The 18,988-nt window shown below is 61.4% G+C and carries 20 protein-coding genes, 1 tRNA gene and 1 pseudogene; 16 read left to right on the forward strand and 6 right to left on the reverse strand.

All coding sequences use genetic code 11. The features are described 5' to 3' along the window. Positions 1 to 44 precede the first annotated feature (44 nt). On the reverse strand, positions 45 to 269 hold the full coding sequence (locus tag D5400_RS07780; RefSeq protein ID WP_126009237.1) for a helix-turn-helix domain-containing protein: 225 nt from the start codon (positions 267 to 269) through the stop codon (positions 45 to 47). A gap of 353 nt (positions 270 to 622) precedes the next feature. Between D5400_RS07780 and ypfJ the strand changes: the two genes are divergently transcribed. Continuing rightward, a complete protein-coding gene (gene ypfJ / locus D5400_RS07785; RefSeq protein WP_126009238.1) occupies positions 623 to 1,543 on the forward strand; it encodes a KPN_02809 family neutral zinc metallopeptidase in 921 nt (306 codons plus the stop codon). Between the two features lie 140 nt (positions 1,544 to 1,683). Then, positions 1,684 to 3,315: a pilus assembly protein gene (locus D5400_RS07790; RefSeq protein WP_126009240.1), complete on the forward strand. Its 1,632-nt coding sequence runs from the start codon at positions 1,684 to 1,686 to the stop codon at positions 3,313 to 3,315. A 26-nt stretch (positions 3,316 to 3,341) separates the two neighbouring features. On the opposite strand, the gene carA is transcribed toward D5400_RS07790, so the two are convergent. Further along, entirely contained in the window at positions 3,342 to 4,562 is a 1,221-nt protein-coding gene (carA, locus tag D5400_RS07795) for a glutamine-hydrolyzing carbamoyl-phosphate synthase small subunit (RefSeq protein ID WP_126009242.1), read from the reverse strand. 302 nt (positions 4,563 to 4,864) lie between these two features. Here carA and D5400_RS07800 point away from each other — a divergent pair, with 302 nt between their 5' ends. From D5400_RS07800 to rpoD, 5 genes and pseudogenes are all read left to right on the forward strand, one after another. Further along, positions 4,865 to 5,314, forward strand: coding sequence for a GatB/YqeY domain-containing protein (locus tag D5400_RS07800; RefSeq protein ID WP_126009244.1), 450 nt, complete (start codon positions 4,865 to 4,867; stop codon positions 5,312 to 5,314). Between the two features lie 292 nt (positions 5,315 to 5,606). Next, positions 5,607 to 5,846: a hypothetical protein gene (locus tag D5400_RS07805; protein WP_126009246.1), complete on the forward strand. Its 240-nt coding sequence runs from the start codon at positions 5,607 to 5,609 to the stop codon at positions 5,844 to 5,846. A gap of 150 nt (positions 5,847 to 5,996) precedes the next feature. Beyond that, positions 5,997 to 7,269, forward strand: a pseudogene (gene dnaG / locus D5400_RS21820) (DNA primase); the annotation flags it as partial. 157 nt (positions 7,270 to 7,426) lie between these two features. Next, complete coding sequence (locus tag D5400_RS21825; protein ID WP_425364904.1) at positions 7,427 to 7,975, forward strand: hypothetical protein; 549 nt, start codon at positions 7,427 to 7,429, stop codon at positions 7,973 to 7,975. 473 nt (positions 7,976 to 8,448) lie between these two features. Beyond that, positions 8,449 to 10,485: an RNA polymerase sigma factor RpoD gene (gene rpoD / locus D5400_RS07815; protein WP_126009248.1), complete on the forward strand. Its 2,037-nt coding sequence runs from the start codon at positions 8,449 to 8,451 to the stop codon at positions 10,483 to 10,485. 52 nt (positions 10,486 to 10,537) lie between these two features. Here rpoD and D5400_RS07820 read toward each other — a convergent pair whose 3' ends face one another. Beyond that, positions 10,538 to 11,143: a TetR/AcrR family transcriptional regulator gene (locus tag D5400_RS07820; RefSeq protein WP_126009250.1), complete on the reverse strand. Its 606-nt coding sequence runs from the start codon at positions 11,141 to 11,143 to the stop codon at positions 10,538 to 10,540. Positions 11,144 to 11,208: 65 nt separating this feature from the next. On the opposite strand from D5400_RS07820, the gene D5400_RS07825 reads away from it, so the two are divergent. The 7 genes from D5400_RS07825 (at position 11,209) to D5400_RS07855 (ending at position 15,741) form a co-directional block, all read left to right on the forward strand. Continuing rightward, on the forward strand, positions 11,209 to 11,637 hold the full coding sequence (locus D5400_RS07825) for a VOC family protein (protein ID WP_126009252.1): 429 nt from the start codon (positions 11,209 to 11,211) through the stop codon (positions 11,635 to 11,637). Between the two features lie 118 nt (positions 11,638 to 11,755). Next, a complete protein-coding gene (locus tag D5400_RS07830; protein WP_164527821.1) occupies positions 11,756 to 13,429 on the forward strand; it encodes a diguanylate cyclase in 1,674 nt (557 codons plus the stop codon). 44 nt (positions 13,430 to 13,473) lie between these two features. Next, complete coding sequence (locus tag D5400_RS07835) at positions 13,474 to 13,893, forward strand: secondary thiamine-phosphate synthase enzyme YjbQ (RefSeq protein WP_126012937.1); 420 nt, start codon at positions 13,474 to 13,476, stop codon at positions 13,891 to 13,893. Positions 13,894 to 14,019: 126 nt separating this feature from the next. After that, the gene (locus D5400_RS21075; protein ID WP_164527739.1) at positions 14,020 to 14,424 is read left to right on the forward strand and encodes a hypothetical protein; all 405 of its coding nucleotides are present in this window, start codon (positions 14,020 to 14,022) and stop codon (positions 14,422 to 14,424) included. 151 nt (positions 14,425 to 14,575) lie between these two features. Beyond that, positions 14,576 to 14,830 (forward strand): hypothetical protein, encoded by a 255-nt coding sequence (locus tag D5400_RS07845; protein ID WP_126009258.1) that lies wholly within the window; start codon positions 14,576 to 14,578, stop codon positions 14,828 to 14,830. Between the two features lie 10 nt (positions 14,831 to 14,840). Then, on the forward strand, positions 14,841 to 15,239 hold the full coding sequence (locus tag D5400_RS07850) for a nuclear transport factor 2 family protein (RefSeq protein WP_126009260.1): 399 nt from the start codon (positions 14,841 to 14,843) through the stop codon (positions 15,237 to 15,239). A gap of 139 nt (positions 15,240 to 15,378) precedes the next feature. Then, positions 15,379 to 15,741: a hypothetical protein gene (locus D5400_RS07855; RefSeq protein WP_126009262.1), complete on the forward strand. Its 363-nt coding sequence runs from the start codon at positions 15,379 to 15,381 to the stop codon at positions 15,739 to 15,741. Positions 15,742 to 15,855: 114 nt separating this feature from the next. On the opposite strand, the gene D5400_RS07860 is transcribed toward D5400_RS07855, so the two are convergent. Further along, positions 15,856 to 16,608 carry an SIMPL domain-containing protein gene (locus D5400_RS07860; RefSeq protein ID WP_126009264.1) on the reverse strand — a complete coding sequence of 251 codons (753 nt, stop codon included), beginning with the start codon at positions 16,606 to 16,608 and terminating at the stop codon, positions 15,856 to 15,858. Positions 16,609 to 16,791: 183 nt separating this feature from the next. On the opposite strand from D5400_RS07860, the gene D5400_RS07865 reads away from it, so the two are divergent. Beyond that, positions 16,792 to 16,867, forward strand: a tRNA-Ile gene (locus D5400_RS07865). 88 nt (positions 16,868 to 16,955) lie between these two features. Here D5400_RS07865 and D5400_RS07870 read toward each other — a convergent pair. Both D5400_RS07870 and D5400_RS07875 read right to left on the reverse strand, forming a co-directional pair. Further along, positions 16,956 to 17,204 carry a hypothetical protein gene (locus tag D5400_RS07870; protein ID WP_126009266.1) on the reverse strand — a complete coding sequence of 83 codons (249 nt, stop codon included), beginning with the start codon at positions 17,202 to 17,204 and terminating at the stop codon, positions 16,956 to 16,958. 72 nt (positions 17,205 to 17,276) lie between these two features. Further along, the gene (locus D5400_RS07875; protein WP_126009268.1) at positions 17,277 to 18,170 is read right to left on the reverse strand and encodes an AraC family transcriptional regulator; all 894 of its coding nucleotides are present in this window, start codon (positions 18,168 to 18,170) and stop codon (positions 17,277 to 17,279) included. A gap of 191 nt (positions 18,171 to 18,361) precedes the next feature. On the opposite strand from D5400_RS07875, the gene D5400_RS07880 reads away from it, so the two are divergent. Further along, positions 18,362 to 18,955: a class I SAM-dependent methyltransferase gene (locus D5400_RS07880; RefSeq protein WP_126012940.1), complete on the forward strand. Its 594-nt coding sequence runs from the start codon at positions 18,362 to 18,364 to the stop codon at positions 18,953 to 18,955. The last annotated feature ends 33 nt before the right edge of the window (positions 18,956 to 18,988 follow it).

Here is an 18,988-nt window from a genome sequence, read left to right on the forward strand (position 1 = left end):
CGCGCACGTTCCGACGCTTTTTCAGGCAGGGGTCAAACCTGCGCTCATTCGCTCTCGTAAATCAGTTCGGATGCGTCATAGCGGGTGACGCCCTGGGAAATGGCATAGCAGGCCAGCGCGACGGCAACGGGGATTTCAACGGCCTTACCGTCCCGGTCGCCCTTCTCGTAGTATTGGATGACGCGCTTCTTCAGTCCGAGCGCGTCGGCGGCATCTTTCTGCTTGAGCCCGAGCGCCTTGCGCCAACGGCGGAAATCATCTGGCGTCATATCGTGTCGCTGCCCGTTTTCTGATGCCAACCCGTTTGCCAGCAATCCCGTTATGAACCCCGTAGTCCTAATGATTCGAATCGGCCCATACTTAAAAAGCATAAACTTAAATACATTGATTTGCTTGCCCGTTTATTCGGTTATCAGCTGACCATGCCTTCCATCGGCACAGCTTGGGCCGCACTGTTGCAGATGTTTGTGACAGATGTGTTCGACCGCCTTTGAAGTGGTGAGGGGAGGCTGGCCGAGGTCCGCGGATTCGATAAGATCGTCGGCCAGTGACGTCGTTCCGGAACCAAAATGACGGCGGGCACTTTCGGTGGATCGAAGATCCTTTTCGCGGAGAGATGCGGATGCGTTGGCGGGGCAGGCGACAGAGTTCCAACATCGACGATCGGCGCGGCCGGTCGGGTGGCTTCGGCGGTGCCGGACCGCGCATGCGCATTCCCGGCGGGGTGATCCGGGGCGGGCGCGGTGCAGGCGGCATCGGGTCAATCTTCGTGCTCATCGTGCTCGGCATCATCCTATGGGCAGTCGGCATCAATCCGATGATCCTTCTCGATGGCGGGAGCGGTACTCCGACGAGCGTCGAGCAACAGGCAGGGCCATCCACGCAGGGCCTTGCTCCGGGTCAGCGCGACGAAGCGTCGGAATTCATCGCGACGGTCCTGGCTGAAACCGAAGATACCTGGAACGGCATCATGGAAGCGGAGGGTGCGGATTACCCGGAACCGACGCTGGTGCTCTTCGAGGGCGCCGTTTCATCGGCTTGCGGCCAGGCGAGTTCCGCGGTCGGACCATTCTACTGCCCCAACGACCAGCAGCTCTACATCGATCTCGGCTTCTTTAACGAGCTGGCAGAACGGTTCGATGCGGCGGGCGATTTCGCGCAGGCCTATGTCGTGGCTCACGAAGTCGGGCATCACGTCCAGAACGTGATCGGCGTTCTTCCGCAGTTCAACCAGACGCGCCAGCAGATGGGTGAAACGGAAGCCAATGCGCTTTCCGTTCGGGTCGAACTCCAGGCGGATTGTTTCGCGGGCATCTGGGGGCATTACACCGCCGAGCGCGGGTTGCTCGAAGCGGGCGACCTTGAAGAAGCGCTGAATGCCGCGACGCAGATCGGCGACGACACGCTGCAGCGGCGCACGCAGGGCTATGTGGTGCCTGACAGCTTCAATCACGGCACATCGGCCCAGCGTCGCGAGTGGTTTCAGCGCGGCTTCGAAAGTGGCCGTCTTGAGGACTGCGACACGTTCAATGGTCCAGTCTAGGCCTTGGGCATCTGAAGAAGCGTTATGAAATGGGAAAGCAATTCCTCAACATGACGACACCTGAATAATCCTAGGGTCTGAATTCACTGAAATTTTAGTGCTTTCTGGTGATGTGAAACATCATTCTGGGGAGTGCTTTGATGCTTCGTCGTTTCGCAACCAATCGGTCCGGCAATTTTGCGATCATGTTCGGTCTGGCGATGGTTCCGATCGTCGGAGCCGTGGCGCTTGCGGTCGACTACACGGCTGCGTCCCGTCAGCGGAGCGAATTGCACAATGCCGCCGATGCCGCGGCGCTCGCCCTTGCCCGCCGCGGGGACGAGCTCAGCCAGCTGGAGGCCGAGCAGCTCGCGGATGAATTCATCCAGGCGCATTTCGCCGGTTCCTACTCCGATCTTACGGTCGTCAAGACCGACGATACCTGGTCGGTTGCCGTGGCGGCGTCGTCCGCGACGCGGTTTGCCAAGATCTTCGGGGTCGATGCATCGAGCGTATCGGTCGAGTCGGCCGCTACATTCGCGCTGAACACTTACGAGATCGGGCTTGTTCTCGATACGACCGGATCAATGCGCGGCGAAAAGCTCGAGCAGCTGAAATCCGCTGCAACGGAGCTCGTCGATACGATGGCCGAAAGCGCGGTCGATCCCGACATGGTGAAGATGGCGCTCGTGCCATTCTCGTCCTTCGTCAATGTCGGCCCCCAGTTCGGACCGCAATTCGACGCCGACGGCAAGGTGACGCGCGAGGCTGCGCCGTGGCTCGACATGCGCGGCAAGAACCCTATCCCGCAGGTGGAGCTTGCGCACAATCTCAGCCGGTTTCAGATGTTTCATCATCTGGGCCAAGAGTGGGAAGGCTGCATCGAGACACGTCCGCCGCACAAGGACATAGCTTATGATGTGACCGATGCGCCTGCGACCTCCAAGGACCGGCGCTCGCTTTTCGTGCCGGCTTTCTCGATCGACGAACCGGATGACAGAAGCCGGACGGGACGTCCTCTCTACCCCAACAGTTACCTGGAGGACGACGGCACCACGCTGCGCGATCCCAAGCGCAAGCGCCTGCGCGAAAAGTATCACGTCGAGTTGCAGGGATCCGGTGACCCAGATCTGATCGGAGGGCTCCTCGACACGGTGACGGATGTGCTTTTCGAAGAGCCGCCGGCAGTCGACGATTCAAGAGCCGTATTCTGGAGCGGCGAGAACTGGTCGAAGGGGCCGAACCTCGACTGCCAGGCCCAGCCCATCCTGCCGCTGACCAGCGACTACGATCTCATCAAGGAGCGCATCGACGGTCTGGTCGCCGAGGGCGCCACCAACATGCTCGAGGGTGTCACCTGGGGTTGGCGGGTGCTGTCTCCGGGCGAGCCCTTCGCCGAGGGCCGCGCCAAGAGTGTGGCCAACAACGAGAAGATCATGATCTTCCTGACTGACGGGGCCAACACCTGGAACCAGCTCAGCAACAGCCTGGGCTCTATGTATTCCAGCTTCGGCTACGCGGTGGACGAGCGCCTTGTCAGTGCCGGATCGGGTGCGGTGATGGTCTCGAATGCTATGGATACCAAGACGCTCGCAGGCTGCACGAACGCCAAGGCCGACGGCATCACCATCTATGTGATCCGGCTGGAACTGCAGGACAAATCGACCGGAACGCTGCTGTCACAATGCGCGACGTCGGAGGCGCATTATTTCGACGTGCCCGATGCGGCAACGCTTGACGAAACCTTCGGGAAGATCGCCGACAGCATCCGCCGGGTCCGGATCAGTTCCTGATCGACTGGAAAGAGGATACCGGCCGATCAGGCCGGTTCCGCGGCCTGCTTGGCCTGGTGCGCTTCGACCATGTCCATGAACCGGCGGAACAAGTAGTGGCTGTCCTGCGGGCCGGGCGAGGCTTCGGGGTGGTGCTGGACCGAGAACACCGGCTTTCCCTTGACCGCCAGGCCGCAATTGGTGCCGTCGAAGAGCGAGATGTGCGTCTCCTCGACACCCTCCGGCAACGACTGCGTGTCGACCGCAAAGCCGTGGTTCATCGAGACGATCTCGACCTTGCCGGTGGTGAAGTCCTTCACCGGGTGGTTCGCGCCGTGATGGCCCTGATGCATCTTCACGGTCTTGCCGCCAAGCGCGAGCGCCAGCATCTGGTGTCCGAGACAGATGCCGAAAATGGGGATGTTGCTTTCCATGAGCTTGCGGATTGTGGGCACCGCGTAAGCTCCCGTGGCGGCAGGGTCGCCGGGACCGTTCGAGAGGAAGATGCCGTCCGGTGCCAGGGCCAGGATATCCTCGGCCTCCGTAGTGGCAGGTACGAGCGTGATGCGTGCGCCGAGGCCGGTGAGGAGGCGCAGGATATTGCGCTTCACGCCGTAATCGATCGCGACGATGTGCGGACCCGTTGCGTCGTCGCCTACCGTTTCATAGCTCTTGTCCCATGCCCACGGCTTCTCGCTCCAGCGTGAGGACTGGCCGCTCGTGGCCTCCTTGGCGAGATCCAAATCAAGCAGCCCATGCCACTGCCTGGCCTTGTCCTTCAGCGCGTCGATGTCGAACTCGCCGCGGGAATCGTGGGCGATGACGGCGTTCGGCGCGCCATTCTCGCGGATCCATGCGGTCAAGGCGCGGGTGTCGATGCCCGTCATGCCGACGATGCCGCGTGCTTTCAGCCAGGCATCGAGATGCTGGACAGAGCGGTAGTTGGAAGGGTCGGTCACGTCGGCCTTGAAGATCGCGCCGACGGCGCCGCGCCGCGCGGCGGGCGTCAGGTCTTCGATGTCTTCGTCATTGGCACCGATATTGCCGATATGCGGGAAGGTGAAGGTGACAATCTGGCCGAGATAGGAAGGGTCGGTAAGGATTTCCTGGTATCCAGTCAGTGCGGTGTTGAAACACACCTCAGACTCGACCGTGCCCGTCGCTCCGATACCGCGGCCCTTGATGACCGTACCATCGGCCAGCACGAGAACCGCAGTCTGCGGTTCGGCGGTCCAGGGGGCGGGGCTGTGCGCAGGGGTAGCGGTCATGAATTCAGGTCCTTCTGTGTCCCGGTCGGCTCTTGAAGAAGCGCAGCGTCAGTGCCATCTGATGCTGCTGGTGGCCGAAGCCGCGTTCCGGCCCCCAGTCATCGTCGATGACAGGTAGGAGACGCGGCACTATGTGGATGCTGTGGCCGGAAAATAGAGATTGCGTTGCGGATCGTCAATGATGCGCTCGCACCTATCGGCAGACGAAAAACTCTTATCAATACAGGTTCTTAGTTTCGTCGCCTTTGCCCAAGTGGCATTGCGCGCTAAGGTTAGGTGTTCAATTCCAGGAGTTCAGGGCGATGCGCGACAGGTTCGCACAGTCGTTGAAAGATGCATTGAAGGCGCGCGATAGCCGCAAGGTTTCCACGTTGCGCTTGATCCAGGCTGCCATAAAGGACCGCGATATTGCCAACCGCGGATCGGGCAAGGACCATGTGAGTGATGACGACATCACCCAGATCCTCGCCAAGATGATCAAGCAGCGCGAGGAATCGGCCAGGATCTACGACGAGGCGTCGCGCTTCGAACTGGCCGAGCAGGAGCGCGAGGAAATCGCGATCATCAAAGAGTTTCTGCCCGCGCAGCTGTCCGAGGCCGAGGTGGAGAAGGCGTGCGCCAAGGTCGTCGAGGAAACCGGCGCTCACGGCCTACGTGATATGGGCAAGTGCATGAACGCTCTGAAGGAGCGTTATCCCGGTCAGATGGACTTCGCCAAGGCTTCCAATAAGGTCAAAGGCCTGCTTCGCTAATCACGAAGCCGCACTGTCGATCAACTGGACGTGCGCTTGCCGAGATAAACAGGCGCTGAGAATTCTTGAAAGCCCGGTTCTCCGGGCCTTTTTCTTGACTGCCGATCACAATCACTGCGGCTCACCTTCCGCTCAAGTCCATGTGACGCGACCGGATCAAGCGCCGGGAATATATCTTTGTCATCTGATTGTAAGCGCGGCGGTGGTCGCGGCGCTGCAGATAATCGAGGCGCGTAAGGCCGGCAATACCGCCGCCTTATATTCGCCATTGACCGTAAAAGGGATGACTTCGATGAAAACTCTTCTTGTTTCTGCGATCGCTCTTGCTGCTCTCTCGCAGGCTTCATTTGCCCAGAGCACGCATAATCGCGTCATGTCTTTCGAAGGGCCGGTTCTGGAAAGCCCGCTCGGCGGCAGTTCCACCGGTATCGACCGGTTCACGACCGGCAGCGTTACGAATGATGCCCGCTCCGACGGCCGCTCGAATTCCTTCGTCATGTCGACGAACGGCCCGGCTTATCTCGACAAGTAAGGCAATCCAGGCTGATCACCGTTCAAGCCGGTCCGGCACAACGCCGGGCCGGATTGAACGTCTAAAACTATTGCGGCGTGGCGCCAGTCGGGCCATGGTCAAGCGGGGACGCTAAGTGTAGGTCACGCGCTCCCGACAGCTGGATGAACCATGCGCTTTTCACCCGCCTTTCTCGATGAGATCCGCGAACGCGTCCCTATCTCGGACGTCATTGGCAAGCGCGTTTCCTGGGACAAGCGCAAGACGAACACCGGTCGTGGCGACTGGTGGGCCTGCTGCCCGTTCCATGGCGAGAAGTCGCCGAGCTTCCACTGCGAGGATCGCAAGGGCCGCTATCACTGCTTCGGGTGCGGCGTGTCGGGCGATCATTTCCGCTTTCTCTCCGAACTGGAGGGACTGTCCTTTCCAGAGGCCGTCGAACGGGTCGCGGATATGGCCGGCATCGCCATGCCGGTCGCCGATCCGCAGGCGGAGCGCCGGGAACGTGAGCGCGCGAGCCTGCTCGACGTCATGGAGATGGCGGTGGCCTGGTTTCAGGATCGGCTGCAAAGCTCCGACGGCGCGAAGGCGCGGGCTTATCTGCGTGATCGCGGGCTGACCGGGCGCTCGCTGGAGACCTTCGGGCTTGGTTATGCGCCACCATCGCGCAATGGGCTGAAGGAGCATCTCGCTTCCAAGGGAATCGAGTTGCAGCAGATGGAAGCATGCGGGCTTCTGGTGCACGGCCCCGACATTCCGGTGTCCTACGACCGCTTTCGCGACCGCATCATGTTCCCGATCCTGTCTGCGCGGGAAAAGCCGATTGCCTTCGGCGGTCGTGCCATGGCGGCGGACGCGCCGGCGAAATACCTGAACTCCAACGAGACCGAGCTCTTCCACAAGGGGCGGGTGCTCTACAATTTCACCCGCGCACGGCGCGCCGCGCAGCAGTCCGGGACCAGCGGTCAGATCGTGGCTGTCGAAGGCTATATGGACGTGATTGCGTTGCATCAGGCCGGGTTCGAGCAGGCGGTCGCGCCGCTCGGGACAGCGTTGACGGAAGATCAGCTGGAGCTTCTGTGGCGCATCGCGCCGACACCCGTTCTCTGCTTCGATGGCGATGGAGCGGGGCAGCGCGCTGCTTTTCGCGCGGTCGATCTTGCGCTGAAGGGGTTGAAGCCTGGCCGGTCCGTCCAATTCGCGATGCTGCCCGAGGGCAAGGATCCGGATGATCTCGTGCGTCGCGAGGGCAGGGCGCCTTTCGACGCGGTGCTTGCCGCGGCCCGGCCACTGGCCGACATGGTGTGGCTGCGCGAACTTGGTGGCGGATCCTATGATACGCCGGAGCGGCGCGCGGAACTGGAAGCCAGGCTGAAGGCGGTGACGGCGGCGATCCCCGATGACAGCGTGCGCTATCATTACGCCCAGGACATGCGTGAACGAATGCTCGGCCATTTCCGTGCGGCACCCCAAGGGCGGGCCAGCAGCGCGGTGGCCAGCCGGGTCGTCGATCGGGCGGCGGGCGAGGGCAGAATGCGGGCGGGTTCGGGACGACGCCGGCGCGCCTGACACCATCGGATCGGCTGACGCGCTCTGCGCTGGTGCGCGGCGTCTCGGATGTGCCGGCGCTTCGGGAAAGCGCGCTCGCTCTGACCGTCGTCAATCATCCTAGCCTGATCATCGAGGAGTTCGACGAGATCACCAGCGTCGAATTCGACAATGTCGATCTGGATCGGCTGTGGAAGGCGATCCTCGGCGCTTCGACAGACAGCGCCCGCATCGATCGCGAACGCATGCTTGCGCATCTGGAGGCGCAGGGGTTTTCGCCGCTCGTTGCCACGCTGGAACGCCAGATCCGGAACGCGCGCCTTTGGGTGGCGACGCAGGACGCTGCCCTTGAAGATGCCCGGGAAGGGTTTTTCCAAGCGCTCTCGCTCAACAAGCGGGCCCGTGTGTTGAAATGGCAGAAGCAGGAACTTGAGCGCGACATCGCGGAAGCGACCGAGGCCAGCGACGAAGAGCTGATCTCGACCTTGTTGCTCAATCTCGAGCAGGTTCAGATGGAAATCACCCGATTTGAGAATCAGCACGCCATCATCGACGGGTTCGGCGTGCTGTCAGGGCGGTCGAAGGCCGTCGCCCGCGTCTGATGTGTTTCGCTCCTTGATCGGGAACATCCAGCCGAACTCACGGTTAAAGCATCGCCTCAGCCCTTGCGAAATGGGAGTCGACACCTAAATCTAGTGCTGACTGTACAGCCGCTCGCAAATTGGCAGGCGCGCCACTGGCTATCGTTATTCTCGTTGCGGCGTCTGGCCGGAGTGGAAATCGGGCGAAAAGGCCCTTTTTTCAGTGTGAGCCTTGACGACGACCGAATTTGTGGGAATCACCATTGCCTATGGCATTAACCCAAAATCTTACGGTGTTCGGGAGACCCGATTTTCCCGGAGCGGTTGTTGCGACGTCAACGGGATCGCATTTTTTTGCCCCAGTGACGTTACCTTATCAGATTGTGAACCAAAAACTTGCAGATAGCCGCGAGCGCAGCCGGCGCGCCGCAGCCGATTTGGCTTCGGAATGTGCGCCTCGCTCCATCGGCGTCGAAGGAAAGTGATCAGACCATATGGCCACAAAAGTTAAGGAAAACGAGGAAGCCGAAGTCGAACGCGAGGGTTCCGGCGATGGCCCGCTTCTCGATCTTTCCGATGACGCCGTCAAGAAGATGATCAAGGCCGCCAAGAAGCGCGGCTATGTCACTATGGACGAGCTCAATGCCGTCCTGCCGTCCGAAGAAGTCACGTCCGAGCAAATCGAAGACACGATGTCCATGCTTTCAGACATGGGCATCAATGTGGTCGAGGACGAGGAAGAGCAGGAAGAGAAGCCGGACGACAGCGCCGACGAAGAGAGCGATGGCAACGAGATTGCCACGAGCAGCGGCACTGCGCTCGCCACGGCCAAGAAGAAAGAGCCGACCGACCGTACCGATGATCCGGTCCGCATGTATCTGCGCGAGATGGGCTCGGTCGAGCTTCTGTCGCGCGAAGGCGAAATCGCGATCGCCAAGCGCATCGAGGCTGGCCGCGAGACGATGATTGCAGGGCTTTGCGAAAGCCCGCTCACGTTTCAGGCCATCATCATCTGGCGCGACCAGCTGAACGAGGGTTCGACGCTGCTGCGCGAGATCATCGATCTCGAAACCACCTATTCCGGTCCGGAGGCGAAGGCTGCTCCGCAGTTCCAGAGCGCCGAGAAGATCGAGGCGGACCGCAAGGCTGCCGAGGAAAAGGAAAAGGTGCGCCGCGAGCGTGCTGCGAGCGACGACGTCACCAACGTCGGTGGCGAGGGCCTTCCTGGCGAAGAGGAAGAGGATGACGACGACGAGTCGAACCTCTCGCTCGCCGCGATGGAAGCCGAGCTGCGCCCGCAGGTCATGGCGACCTTCGACCTGATCGCCGAGACCTACAAGAAGCTGCGCAAGCTGCAGGACCAGCAGGTGGAAGCGCGCCTTGCCGCTTCGGCCACGCTGTCGCCCAGCCAGGAGCGCAGCTACAAGAAGCTGAAGGAAGAGCTGATCACGGCTGTGAAGTCGCTGGCGCTCAACCAGAACCGCATCGACAGCCTCGTCGAGCAGCTCTACGACATCAACAAGCGCCTCATGCAGAACGAGGGCCGCTTGCTGCGTCTTGCCGAGAGCTATGGCGTCAAGCGCGAGTCCTTCCTTGAGGAATATCGCGGAGCCGAACTCGATCCGAACTGGATGAAGTCGATCGCCAACCTTTCTGCCAAGGGCTGGAAGGAGTTCGCCAAGAGCGAGAATGGCGCGATCAAGGATCTCCGCGGCGAAATCCAGAATCTTGCCACCGAGACCGGTATTTCGATCACCGAGTTCCGCCGCATCGTGAACATGGTGCAGAAGGGCGAGCGCGAAGCGCGTATCGCCAAGAAGGAGATGGTGGAAGCCAACCTCCGGCTCGTGATCTCGATCGCCAAGAAGTACACGAACCGCGGTCTGCAGTTCCTGGATCTCATCCAGGAAGGCAATATCGGCCTGATGAAGGCCGTGGACAAGTTCGAGTACCGCCGCGGTTACAAGTTCTCCACCTACGCCACGTGGTGGATCCGCCAGGCGATCACCCGATCGATCGCCGACCAGGCGCGCACGATCCGTATTCCGGTGCACATGATCGAGACGATCAACAAGATCGTCCGGACATCGCGCCAGATGCTGCACGAAATCGGCCGCGAACCGACCCCGGAAGAACTGGCTGAAAAGCTTGCTATGCCGCTCGAGAAGGTCCGCAAGGTCCTCAAGATCGCCAAGGAGCCGATTTCGCTCGAAACGCCGGTTGGCGACGAGGAAGATTCTCACCTCGGTGATTTCATCGAGGACAAGAATGCGATCCTGCCGATCGACGCTGCGATCCAGGCGAACTTGCGTGAAACCACCACGCGCGTTCTCGCCTCGCTGACGCCACGGGAAGAGCGCGTGCTGCGCATGCGCTTCGGCATCGGCATGAACACCGATCACACGCTGGAAGAAGTTGGCCAGCAGTTCTCGGTGACGCGCGAACGCATTCGCCAGATCGAGGCGAAGGCACTGCGCAAGCTCAAGCATCCGAGCCGGTCGCGCAAGCTGCGCAGCTTCCTCGACAGCTGATACAACACCATTCGAATGCAAAAGGGACGCCCTCGGGCGTCCCTTTTTTCGTTTATCGCTCCGCCGCGCTGGCGGCCAAGCCTTCGATCAAGCCGTGCAAGGCAGCGCGGTGATCAGCGATGGCATCGCCCATCTCAATGCCGAGCGCGGCTGCGTCGAAGGCTGCCGATAGCTGGGCTGTCAGGGCGCCAGCCGGAAGAGCAGGGAGCGCGCCTGCTGCAATGGCTGCCTCGATGCCCTCGCGCAGCGCCTTGCGCGCGTGACGTTCGTCGATTGCCCGCATTGCGGCTGGTCCCAGCACGGCGGGACCATCGAGAAGCAAAAGCCGCGTGCGGCCCGGTTCGGTCATGGCCGTGACGAAAGCTTCGCCGCCCTTGATGAGAGCGTCGATGGCCGTGAGTTCGCCATCGCCCACCTCGTCGATGGAGCGTGCCACTGCCTCAGCCTCTGTCTCCACCACTGCCTGGAAGAGCGCTTTCTTGTCTTCGAAATGGTGATAGAGCGCTCCGCGTGTCACTCCGGCCGCCGCGACGATGTCAGGTGTCGAGGTCTCCGTGTAGGATTTAGCCACGAAAAGGGCTCTGGCGGCGTCGAGCAAAGCTCTGCGCATCGCCTGGCTCCGTTCCTCGTTACTGATACGCGGACGTTTCGCTTGCATGCATACAGCCTGTATGTTATTAACGTGCAATCAGTATGTATGTTCCGAAGTCGGAAGGAAAGGCCATGCAGATCAAAAGCTATTACCCCGTCATCATGACGGACCGAGTGGCGGAGACCGCCGCGTTCTATCGAACCCATTTCGGTTTCGAGCCGGCGTTCACGAGCGAGTGGTACGTGCACCTGACGATGCCCGAGCAACCGGATGTCAATCTCGCCGTGCTCGATCGCAATCATGACACCATCCCCCAGAGCGCGCGGGGCGGATCGGCATCGGGTCTGCTCCTGAACTTCGAGGTCGATGATGTCGATGCGGAGTGGGAGCGGCTTCAAGGCGCCGGCCTCCCCATGCTGCTCCCGCTCCGTGACGAAGCCTTCGGCCAGCGCCATTTCATCACAGCCGATCCGAATGGCGTCTTGATCGACGTCATCAAGCCTATCGCGCCAGCGGCCGAATTTGCCGATGCCTACGCGCCCGGATCAGCCGCATCATGAAGCCTGAGTGTTAGCATTTGCTACAGCATCGTTACGGAAAATTCACCAGAACGGGCGCCTGATCGCCCCAGTGCTGCTGGGGTGCTCCATGACACATTCAGGACGTCGGAATCGATTTTTGGCGGTCGCAGTGCCGCTCGTGCTTTTGGGCATCAACAGCTGGTTTCTCCACACAAGTGTCAATCAGCTATTCCTGGCAAGCCAATGGGTGCGCCAGTCGCTGGAAGTGCGCGAGACATTGATTGGCATCAAGGCGGACCTGTTGAGTGCCGAAACTGGCCAGCGTGGTTATCTGCTGACGTCCGAACAGCTTTATCTTGCGCCCTATCACCAGGCGGAGGTGGAGCTGCGCCAAAAGATGCGGGCGCTCGACCAGACGCTCGCCCAGACGGAAGACTATCGGCGCCGCTTCCGGGAAATGAACCGGCTTGTCGACCAAAAGCTCGACGAACTGGCCAGCACGATCCAGGTGCATGGGGAACAGGGCAGCGACGCTTCCAACGCGTTGGTCGCGCAAAACCGCGGCAAGTTCATGATGGATCGGCTGCGGCTGCTCATCGGTGAATTGCAGCAGTTGGAGAACCAGGAGCTGAGGGAACGCGAAGCGCGCTATGAAGCAGCGCGTATCGTTGCTTTCATCTCCTTTGCCGTGCTCATGGCTGCTGTCGTGGGCCTGTTTGCCACCATCTGGTGGAGCACGCGGCGCGCGGTGCTCAACAAGCACGAAGCTGCCAAGCAGATCGAGAGCTATGCGAATTCATTGAACGATACAGTTTCGCGGCTCACCGTGGAACGATCGGAAATCACGCTTCTCAACGAAGCTGGCAGCTTTCTTCAAAGCTGCAACACCATGTCGGAAGTGGCCGATCTGGCCGGGCCTTTTATGCAGCGGCTGTTCCCTGCGCTTTCCGGCGGGCTCTATATCTATGCGGCGTCACGCAATCAGCTGACCGTCCTGGTCCAGTGGGGCGAGGGCACTCCGGATGAGGTCATCGATCCGCAGGAGTGCTGGGCGCTGCGCCGCGGCATGGTGCACCATCATGAACAGGCCGGCTCTGCACCGTCGTGCCGGCACCATCATGACGCGCGCGACACGTTGTGCCTGCCTCTGCTCGCTCACGGAGAAGCGATCGGCCTATTGGCGCTCAAGGTGCCGGAAAACGGTAATCAGATTGCACCTGAGACGATCCGGTTGGCCAACATGCTTGTCCACCAACTGGGCCTGACGCTCTCCAACATCCGCCTGCGCGAGACGTTGAACGAACAATCAATTCGCGACCCGCTGACCAATGCCTTCAACCGACGCTATCTCGACATGGTGGCGGAGAAGGAAATCGCGCAGGCCCGTCGCCTGGGCCAGAACGTCGCCATTGCGATGCTGGATATCGATCACTTCAAGCGGTTCAACGATCTGAACGGCCATCTGGCAGGCGACGTGGCGCTTTCGAGCGTCGTCGATCATCTGCAGGAAAATCTCCGCTCCGGCGACTGGCTTTTCCGGTATGGCGGCGAAGAGTTCCTCGTGATGATGCGCGGGGTCTCACCCGAAAACGCGCAGTCACGCTTCGAGCGGATCATCGCGAGCGTCTCGGAACTGCAACTCTCGCACGAAGAGCGGGCATTGCCGAAGGTCACGATCTCTGTTGGCATGGCGATGTTCCCGGAGAACGGCTTCGACTTCACCGATCTGGTGGCACTCGCCGACGACGCGCTCTATCGGGCCAAGAAGGAAGGCCGCAACCGGCTCTGTGTCGCCGAGCGCACCGAGTCGCTCATGCTCCTGACCGCCTGAGGCTTTCGCAGCCCGCATTGCCCGCCTAGAGTGGCGTCATGGCGATGCAGGAACTGATCACGCTTCAGACCAAGGGGCAGGGGCTCTACGAATTCACCGACAGGGCCCGTGCCTTCGTTGCCGCTCAAACGTCAGGTCCCGGACTGCTGACGGTGTTCGTGCGCCACACATCCTGCTCCCTGCTCATTCAGGAGAACGCGGATCCAGATGTGCGGCGGGACCTCGATGCCTTCTTCCGTCGGCTGATGCCGCCCGCGGATGATCCGTCCATGGGCTTTATCGTTCACCGCTCCGAAGGCGTTGACGACATGCCGGCGCACATAAAGGCTGCGTTGACGGCGGTGTCGCTCTCCATCCCCGTCGCCAAGGGGCGGCTCCTGTTGGGGACCTGGCAAGGCCTTTATCTCTTCGAACACCGCGACCGGCCCTATTCCCGCGAAATCGTGCTCCATTTGGCCTCGTAAATTCACCTGCATGGGGGCAAATCGCCATTCGCGGTCCCTGAATTAGCGAATTCGTGCTTTCACGGGAACGTTACCGCATGATCCGCGTTCATTTCGCGACGGACAAACGATAATGGAGGCCATCAAATGGTCGATAACAGAGATCCTCGCTACACCGATCCGGCACGTCCCGTAGACCCGACGCGTCCGGCCGATCCACTTCACACGCATACGACGCGCGAAACCGTTGTCAGCAACACTGGCGGAAGCGGTGGCGGCGCCAGCTGGTTCATCGCTGGTCTTCTGGTCGTGGCGGTTGCTATTGCAGCGTTCTTCTACATGAACTCCGGTGGCGGCGACGGAGCCGGCGTTGATGTGGACGTGACTGCACCTGCCGACACGGGCACCACTGCACCGTCTGCCACAGACACCGCACCGGACGCCGCACCGGCAGCCCCTGAGGCTCCTGCCGCACCTGAAGCTCCCGCTGCACCGGAAGCTCCGGCTGCTCCGGAAGCGCCTGCTGCCCCGGCCCCCGCACCGGCACAGTAAAGCGACACGCATTGGCAGCGTTTCCTCATTGGGGAAGAGACAAACAACCAAGCTGCCAGCTTAAACTCATGCCCGGCTCTGCCGGGCATTTTCTTTTCAACCGCCGCACCTTTGAACTAAGTTCACAACAAATCGAATGGGGAGATTGGCGATGCGTATCAACTGTCACGGCCTCACGGCCGGCGTCCAAGTAGGTGTCGCTTTAATTGCGTCGCTTGCCCTGTCGGGCTGCAGCGGCTTCGTCTCGGGGGGCGTCGCCGGCGCATCGGTGAGCGACGGTCGAATCGCGGTCGAGAGCCGCAGTGCGACGGCCGCTGTCGGACCGAGCGGCACCAATGTGCAGACACGCCGGGGATCGGCTACGATCTGCGTCGATCCTGTCACCAATGCCACTGTAGCCTGCTGAGGACGCCCGCATGGACAGTGCAAAGATCGTCACCGAATTTCTCGACGCTCTGGAAGCGGTTGATGGCAACACCCTTGCGGCTTTGCTTGACGAAGACGCTGTCTATGACGATTGCCATGGGCACCGGATCGTTGGCGCAAGCGCTGTCCGGGACGCACTTGTCGAACGCGCCTCGGCCTTGAACGAACGCTTTGCCGATCGGGTCCTGCTTTCATCGCAGGCCGGCGATCGCATCGCGGTGGAGGCCACGCTTCGAGGCACCTATGAGCGAACGCTCGATGGATGGTCGAAGGCCGGTGGCCAGCCGTTTTCGGTGTCGGCCGGCCTGTTTTTCGAGGTCGACGGCGCGAAGATCGTGCGCTTCACGCGATTTCTTGATCAGCAGGCACTGGCTGCGGAGCTCAGATAATCCACAGCCGCAGCGCGTCTCCCATGAATGCGGGATGAATGCGCGGTTCCGGCACGGTTCACACTCCTCCACCTAATCTCACCTTCGGTCGCATGGGACGGCGATCTTCGGTCAAAAATTTCCTGGTGGAGAGACAATCATGTTCAAGAAAATGATCAAAGCCGTCGTGCTCAGCGCTGCCCTTGTCGCCGGCGGCATGGGCACCCTTGCAGCGACCGCATCGGCAAGTGGCCAGGCGGCTGCTCAGTCGATCGAGCTTCGCTTCGGTAATGGCCATGCGCCGCGCTATCACCACGGTCCGCGCCATGGCGGGCGGCATTTCGCTCCGAATTTCTGCGACCCGCGCCATGCGCTCGGCAAGGCCCAGAGCATGGGCATCCGCCGCGCCCATGTGGTGCGCAATGCGCCGCGCCGCGTCGCCGTCGCCGGCTTTCAGCGCGGCCAGCAGGTTCGGGTCGTGTTTGCCAATCAGCGCGGCTGCCCGGTCATCGGATACCGATAAGCGAGCGGCTACCGCCAAGCGCTGCCGCACATTGCATGCTGCATGAAAAATCCCCGCTGGCGAGCCGCCGGCGGGGAGTTTCGATTCACTCTTGTCGAGCGAGAGGCGACCGACTTATTCGGCCGTGCCTTCCTCGATCTCGAACCGCATCGTCACGGTGATCCGATAGGCGTTCTCACCGGTCGCGACCGGCACGGCAGCCGCTGCGTCGAAACTGCGGGCTTCCATGCGCGCCATGGGGATCGGTTGCGGCATCATCGTCTGCTCGTCGATCGACAGAATGCGGCCCAGTTCGACGCCTGCCGCTTCAGCCAGGATCTCGGCGCGTTCGCGTGCATCGCCGACAGCATCGCGGCGCGCCTCGTTCAAGGTCGTGCTCGGATCGTCATTGGTGAAGATGATGTTGCCGCCCTGGTTGACGCCGAGCGTCACCGCCTCGTCGAGAAGCCCGCCCAGCTTTTCCAGGTCGCGCAGGCGGACGGTCAGCGTATTGGACGCCTCATATCCCGTGATCCGCGGCTGCTGCGGCTGGCTGTCACCATCCGGATAGACATATTGCGGCTGGATGGCGAAATTCGAGGTCTGCAGGTCGCGATCGGCGATCTCGGCCGCGCGCATGGCGGCCAGCACTTCGTCCATCGCCTGGTTGCTGGCCGTGAGCGCCTCGCGGGCCGTCTCCGCTTCGCGCACGACGGTCAAGGTAACGATGGCCATGTCGGGCGCGATTGCCGCTTCGCCTTCGCCCATTACGGAAATCGTCGCCGGACGCTTCTCGTCGTCATTCGTCGCGTTTTGCGCGAAGGCCGGCTGAGCTGCCACGATCGCAAGGGCAGAGGCGATGGCAAGGACGTTCATTTTGGCGATCATTGGGGCTCCTCGATTGATCGTTTGCGCCGAACGGCGCGCCGCATGAGGCGCCAGTGTTGATCGCGGATTGTGGGACAATTGCGGCGTCTGGTTGCGGTGCCGCTTCGCGCTTTCTCATCCACCCTTGTCTGCGCTACGCCGAGTGTGCTTTACACCATGAACCGGGCGAAGCGCCCGAAGGTGGGGCCTGTAGCTCAATGGTTAGAGCCGGCGGCTCATAACCGCTTGGTTGGGGGTTCGAGTCCCTCCGGGCCCACCAAAATATATGCATGAAATCCATGACTTAAATGTATCTTGGCGATTGATGGTCCGCCTGAGACTGAGCAGCTCCCTGTAGCGCGCTGCCCTCAATCTTCCCCGATCATGCCTGTCGGCAGTTCGCCGTGGTGGGCGAGGATGACCGGGTCGTCGAGGACTTCGCCGGTTTCCGTGTCGACGGTCTGCGCCACGGCGATGACGCCTGCGAATCGTCCGGCGTCGCGGTCGGCGCGCGCGATGGCCTGTTCGGCGGAGGGCAGCTCCATCTGTCGGCCTTGGACGAGTTTTTTGCCTTGCTTTTCAAACTGCTGGACGATGAAGAGGGTTTTATCGGGCACAGGGCTCTCTGAGCTGGGCGGATTCGCTGGCGGACACTGTCACCGGGGTCGGGCAACTGCAAGCTGAACCTGCTACAAAGTCGCGCCGAGCGATTTGAGAGCCATGGCGTCGCGCTTCGGGGCTTGCCCGAAGAGGCGGGCATACTCCCGACTGAACTGCGACGGACTTTCGTAGCCGACATGGAAGGCGGCGCTCGTGACGTTGGCGGCTTCGGCGACCATCAGCCGGCGCGCCTCGAGCAGCCGCAGCTGCTTGTGGTACTGGAGCGGAGTCATGCTCGTCAGCATCTTGAAGTGCTGGTGAAACGAGGACACGCCCATACGGGCGGCGCTCGCCATGTCCTCGATGCTGAGTGGACGCGCAATATGCTGCCGCATCAGGTAGATCGCGTCGGCGATGCGCTGCGTGTGGCTGTCGCCGTGGGCGATCTTGCAGATCTCGCGGCCGTTCGGGCCGGTCAGCAGCCAGTAGTAAAGCTCCCTCATGATCGACGGATAAAGCACCGGGACGGCCTCCGGGCTGTCGAACAGCCGCACGAGGCGGTCGATGCAGTCTTTCACCGGCTCCGACAGCTGCTCGACAAAGACGCCGAGACGCTCTCCGGCCGGCCGAGGCGGCTTGGCCATCTGTTCCAGAACGTCGCGCATCAGGCCGATGTCGAACTCGATGGTCATACCGAGAAATGGTTCGGCCCTGGACGCCTGGACCACGCTTCCATAGCCCGGCAGTTCGACGCTGACGACAAGCGCTGTGCCCGCCGCATAGTCGAAGGTCTGGTCTTCGAGCTCGATCTTCTTTGCCCCCTGGACCACGACGCACAAGGAAGGCTTGTAGATGTGGCGGAAGGGCATGCGCTCCTGCGTGCTGCACATGATGCTGACGCCCCGGATCGGCGTTGCAGACACCGCATCCGGTCCTTCATGGGCCGCAACGTAGCGCGCCACTGTTTGCGTCAGGTCTGCCATGCGCTTCCGTCCTCGTCGGGCTGTGATCTTTGAAGCGTAGAGAAAGCTTCATCGGGACGAAAGTGGCTTGGAGGATCAGGCAAGTTTTTTGGGGGTTCAAGCGCGAACATCAAAGCGGTGCCCGCCATAGTCGTCTCACATGAACAACTCAAGGGTTCCCCATGTCGCCTCGGCTCCACGAACAAGACCTCATGCCGTGCGCATCGTCGGATGGCGCGCGCTTCTTTCGTTCCTGGCTTCAGGACCCCTTGCGCGTGGCTGCCGTCGCCCCATCCGGCGCCTCGCTAGCGCGGCTGATGACGGAGAACATCGCGATAGAGGACGCCCCGATCCTGGAGCTTGGACCCGGCACCGGCGTTTTTACCCAGGCTTTGGTCGATCGCAGAATTGCAGAAAGAGACCTGACGCTTGTCGAGTTCGACGAAGAGTTCGCCGCTCTGCTTCGCATGCGCTTTCCGCAAGCGACGATCGTACATGGCGATGCGACCAAACTGAAGGCGATGCAGATCCTGGCGCATGGTGAGGCAGGCGCGGTGATCAGCGGTCTCGGGCTGTTGTCGATGACGCCACGCGCGGTGATGGAGATCCTGTCGGGAGCTTTCGCCTATCTGCGCCCATCGGGCGCGTTCTACCAGTTCACCTACGGCCCGCAATGTCCGGTCAGCGGACCGATCCTGGATCGCTTGGGCCTTGAGGCCGAGCGGGTGGGTGGCACCTGGCGCAATCTGCCGCCCGCTGCGGTCTACCGCATCCGCAGACAGTCGAAGTCACCCTCTTCGAACTGATCATCGCATCTTCAAGCAGAGCGTTCGGCGGTG

The sequence above is a fragment of the Georhizobium profundi genome, assembly GCF_003952725.1.
GTDB classification, from domain to species: Bacteria; Pseudomonadota; Alphaproteobacteria; order Rhizobiales; family Rhizobiaceae; genus Georhizobium; species Georhizobium profundi.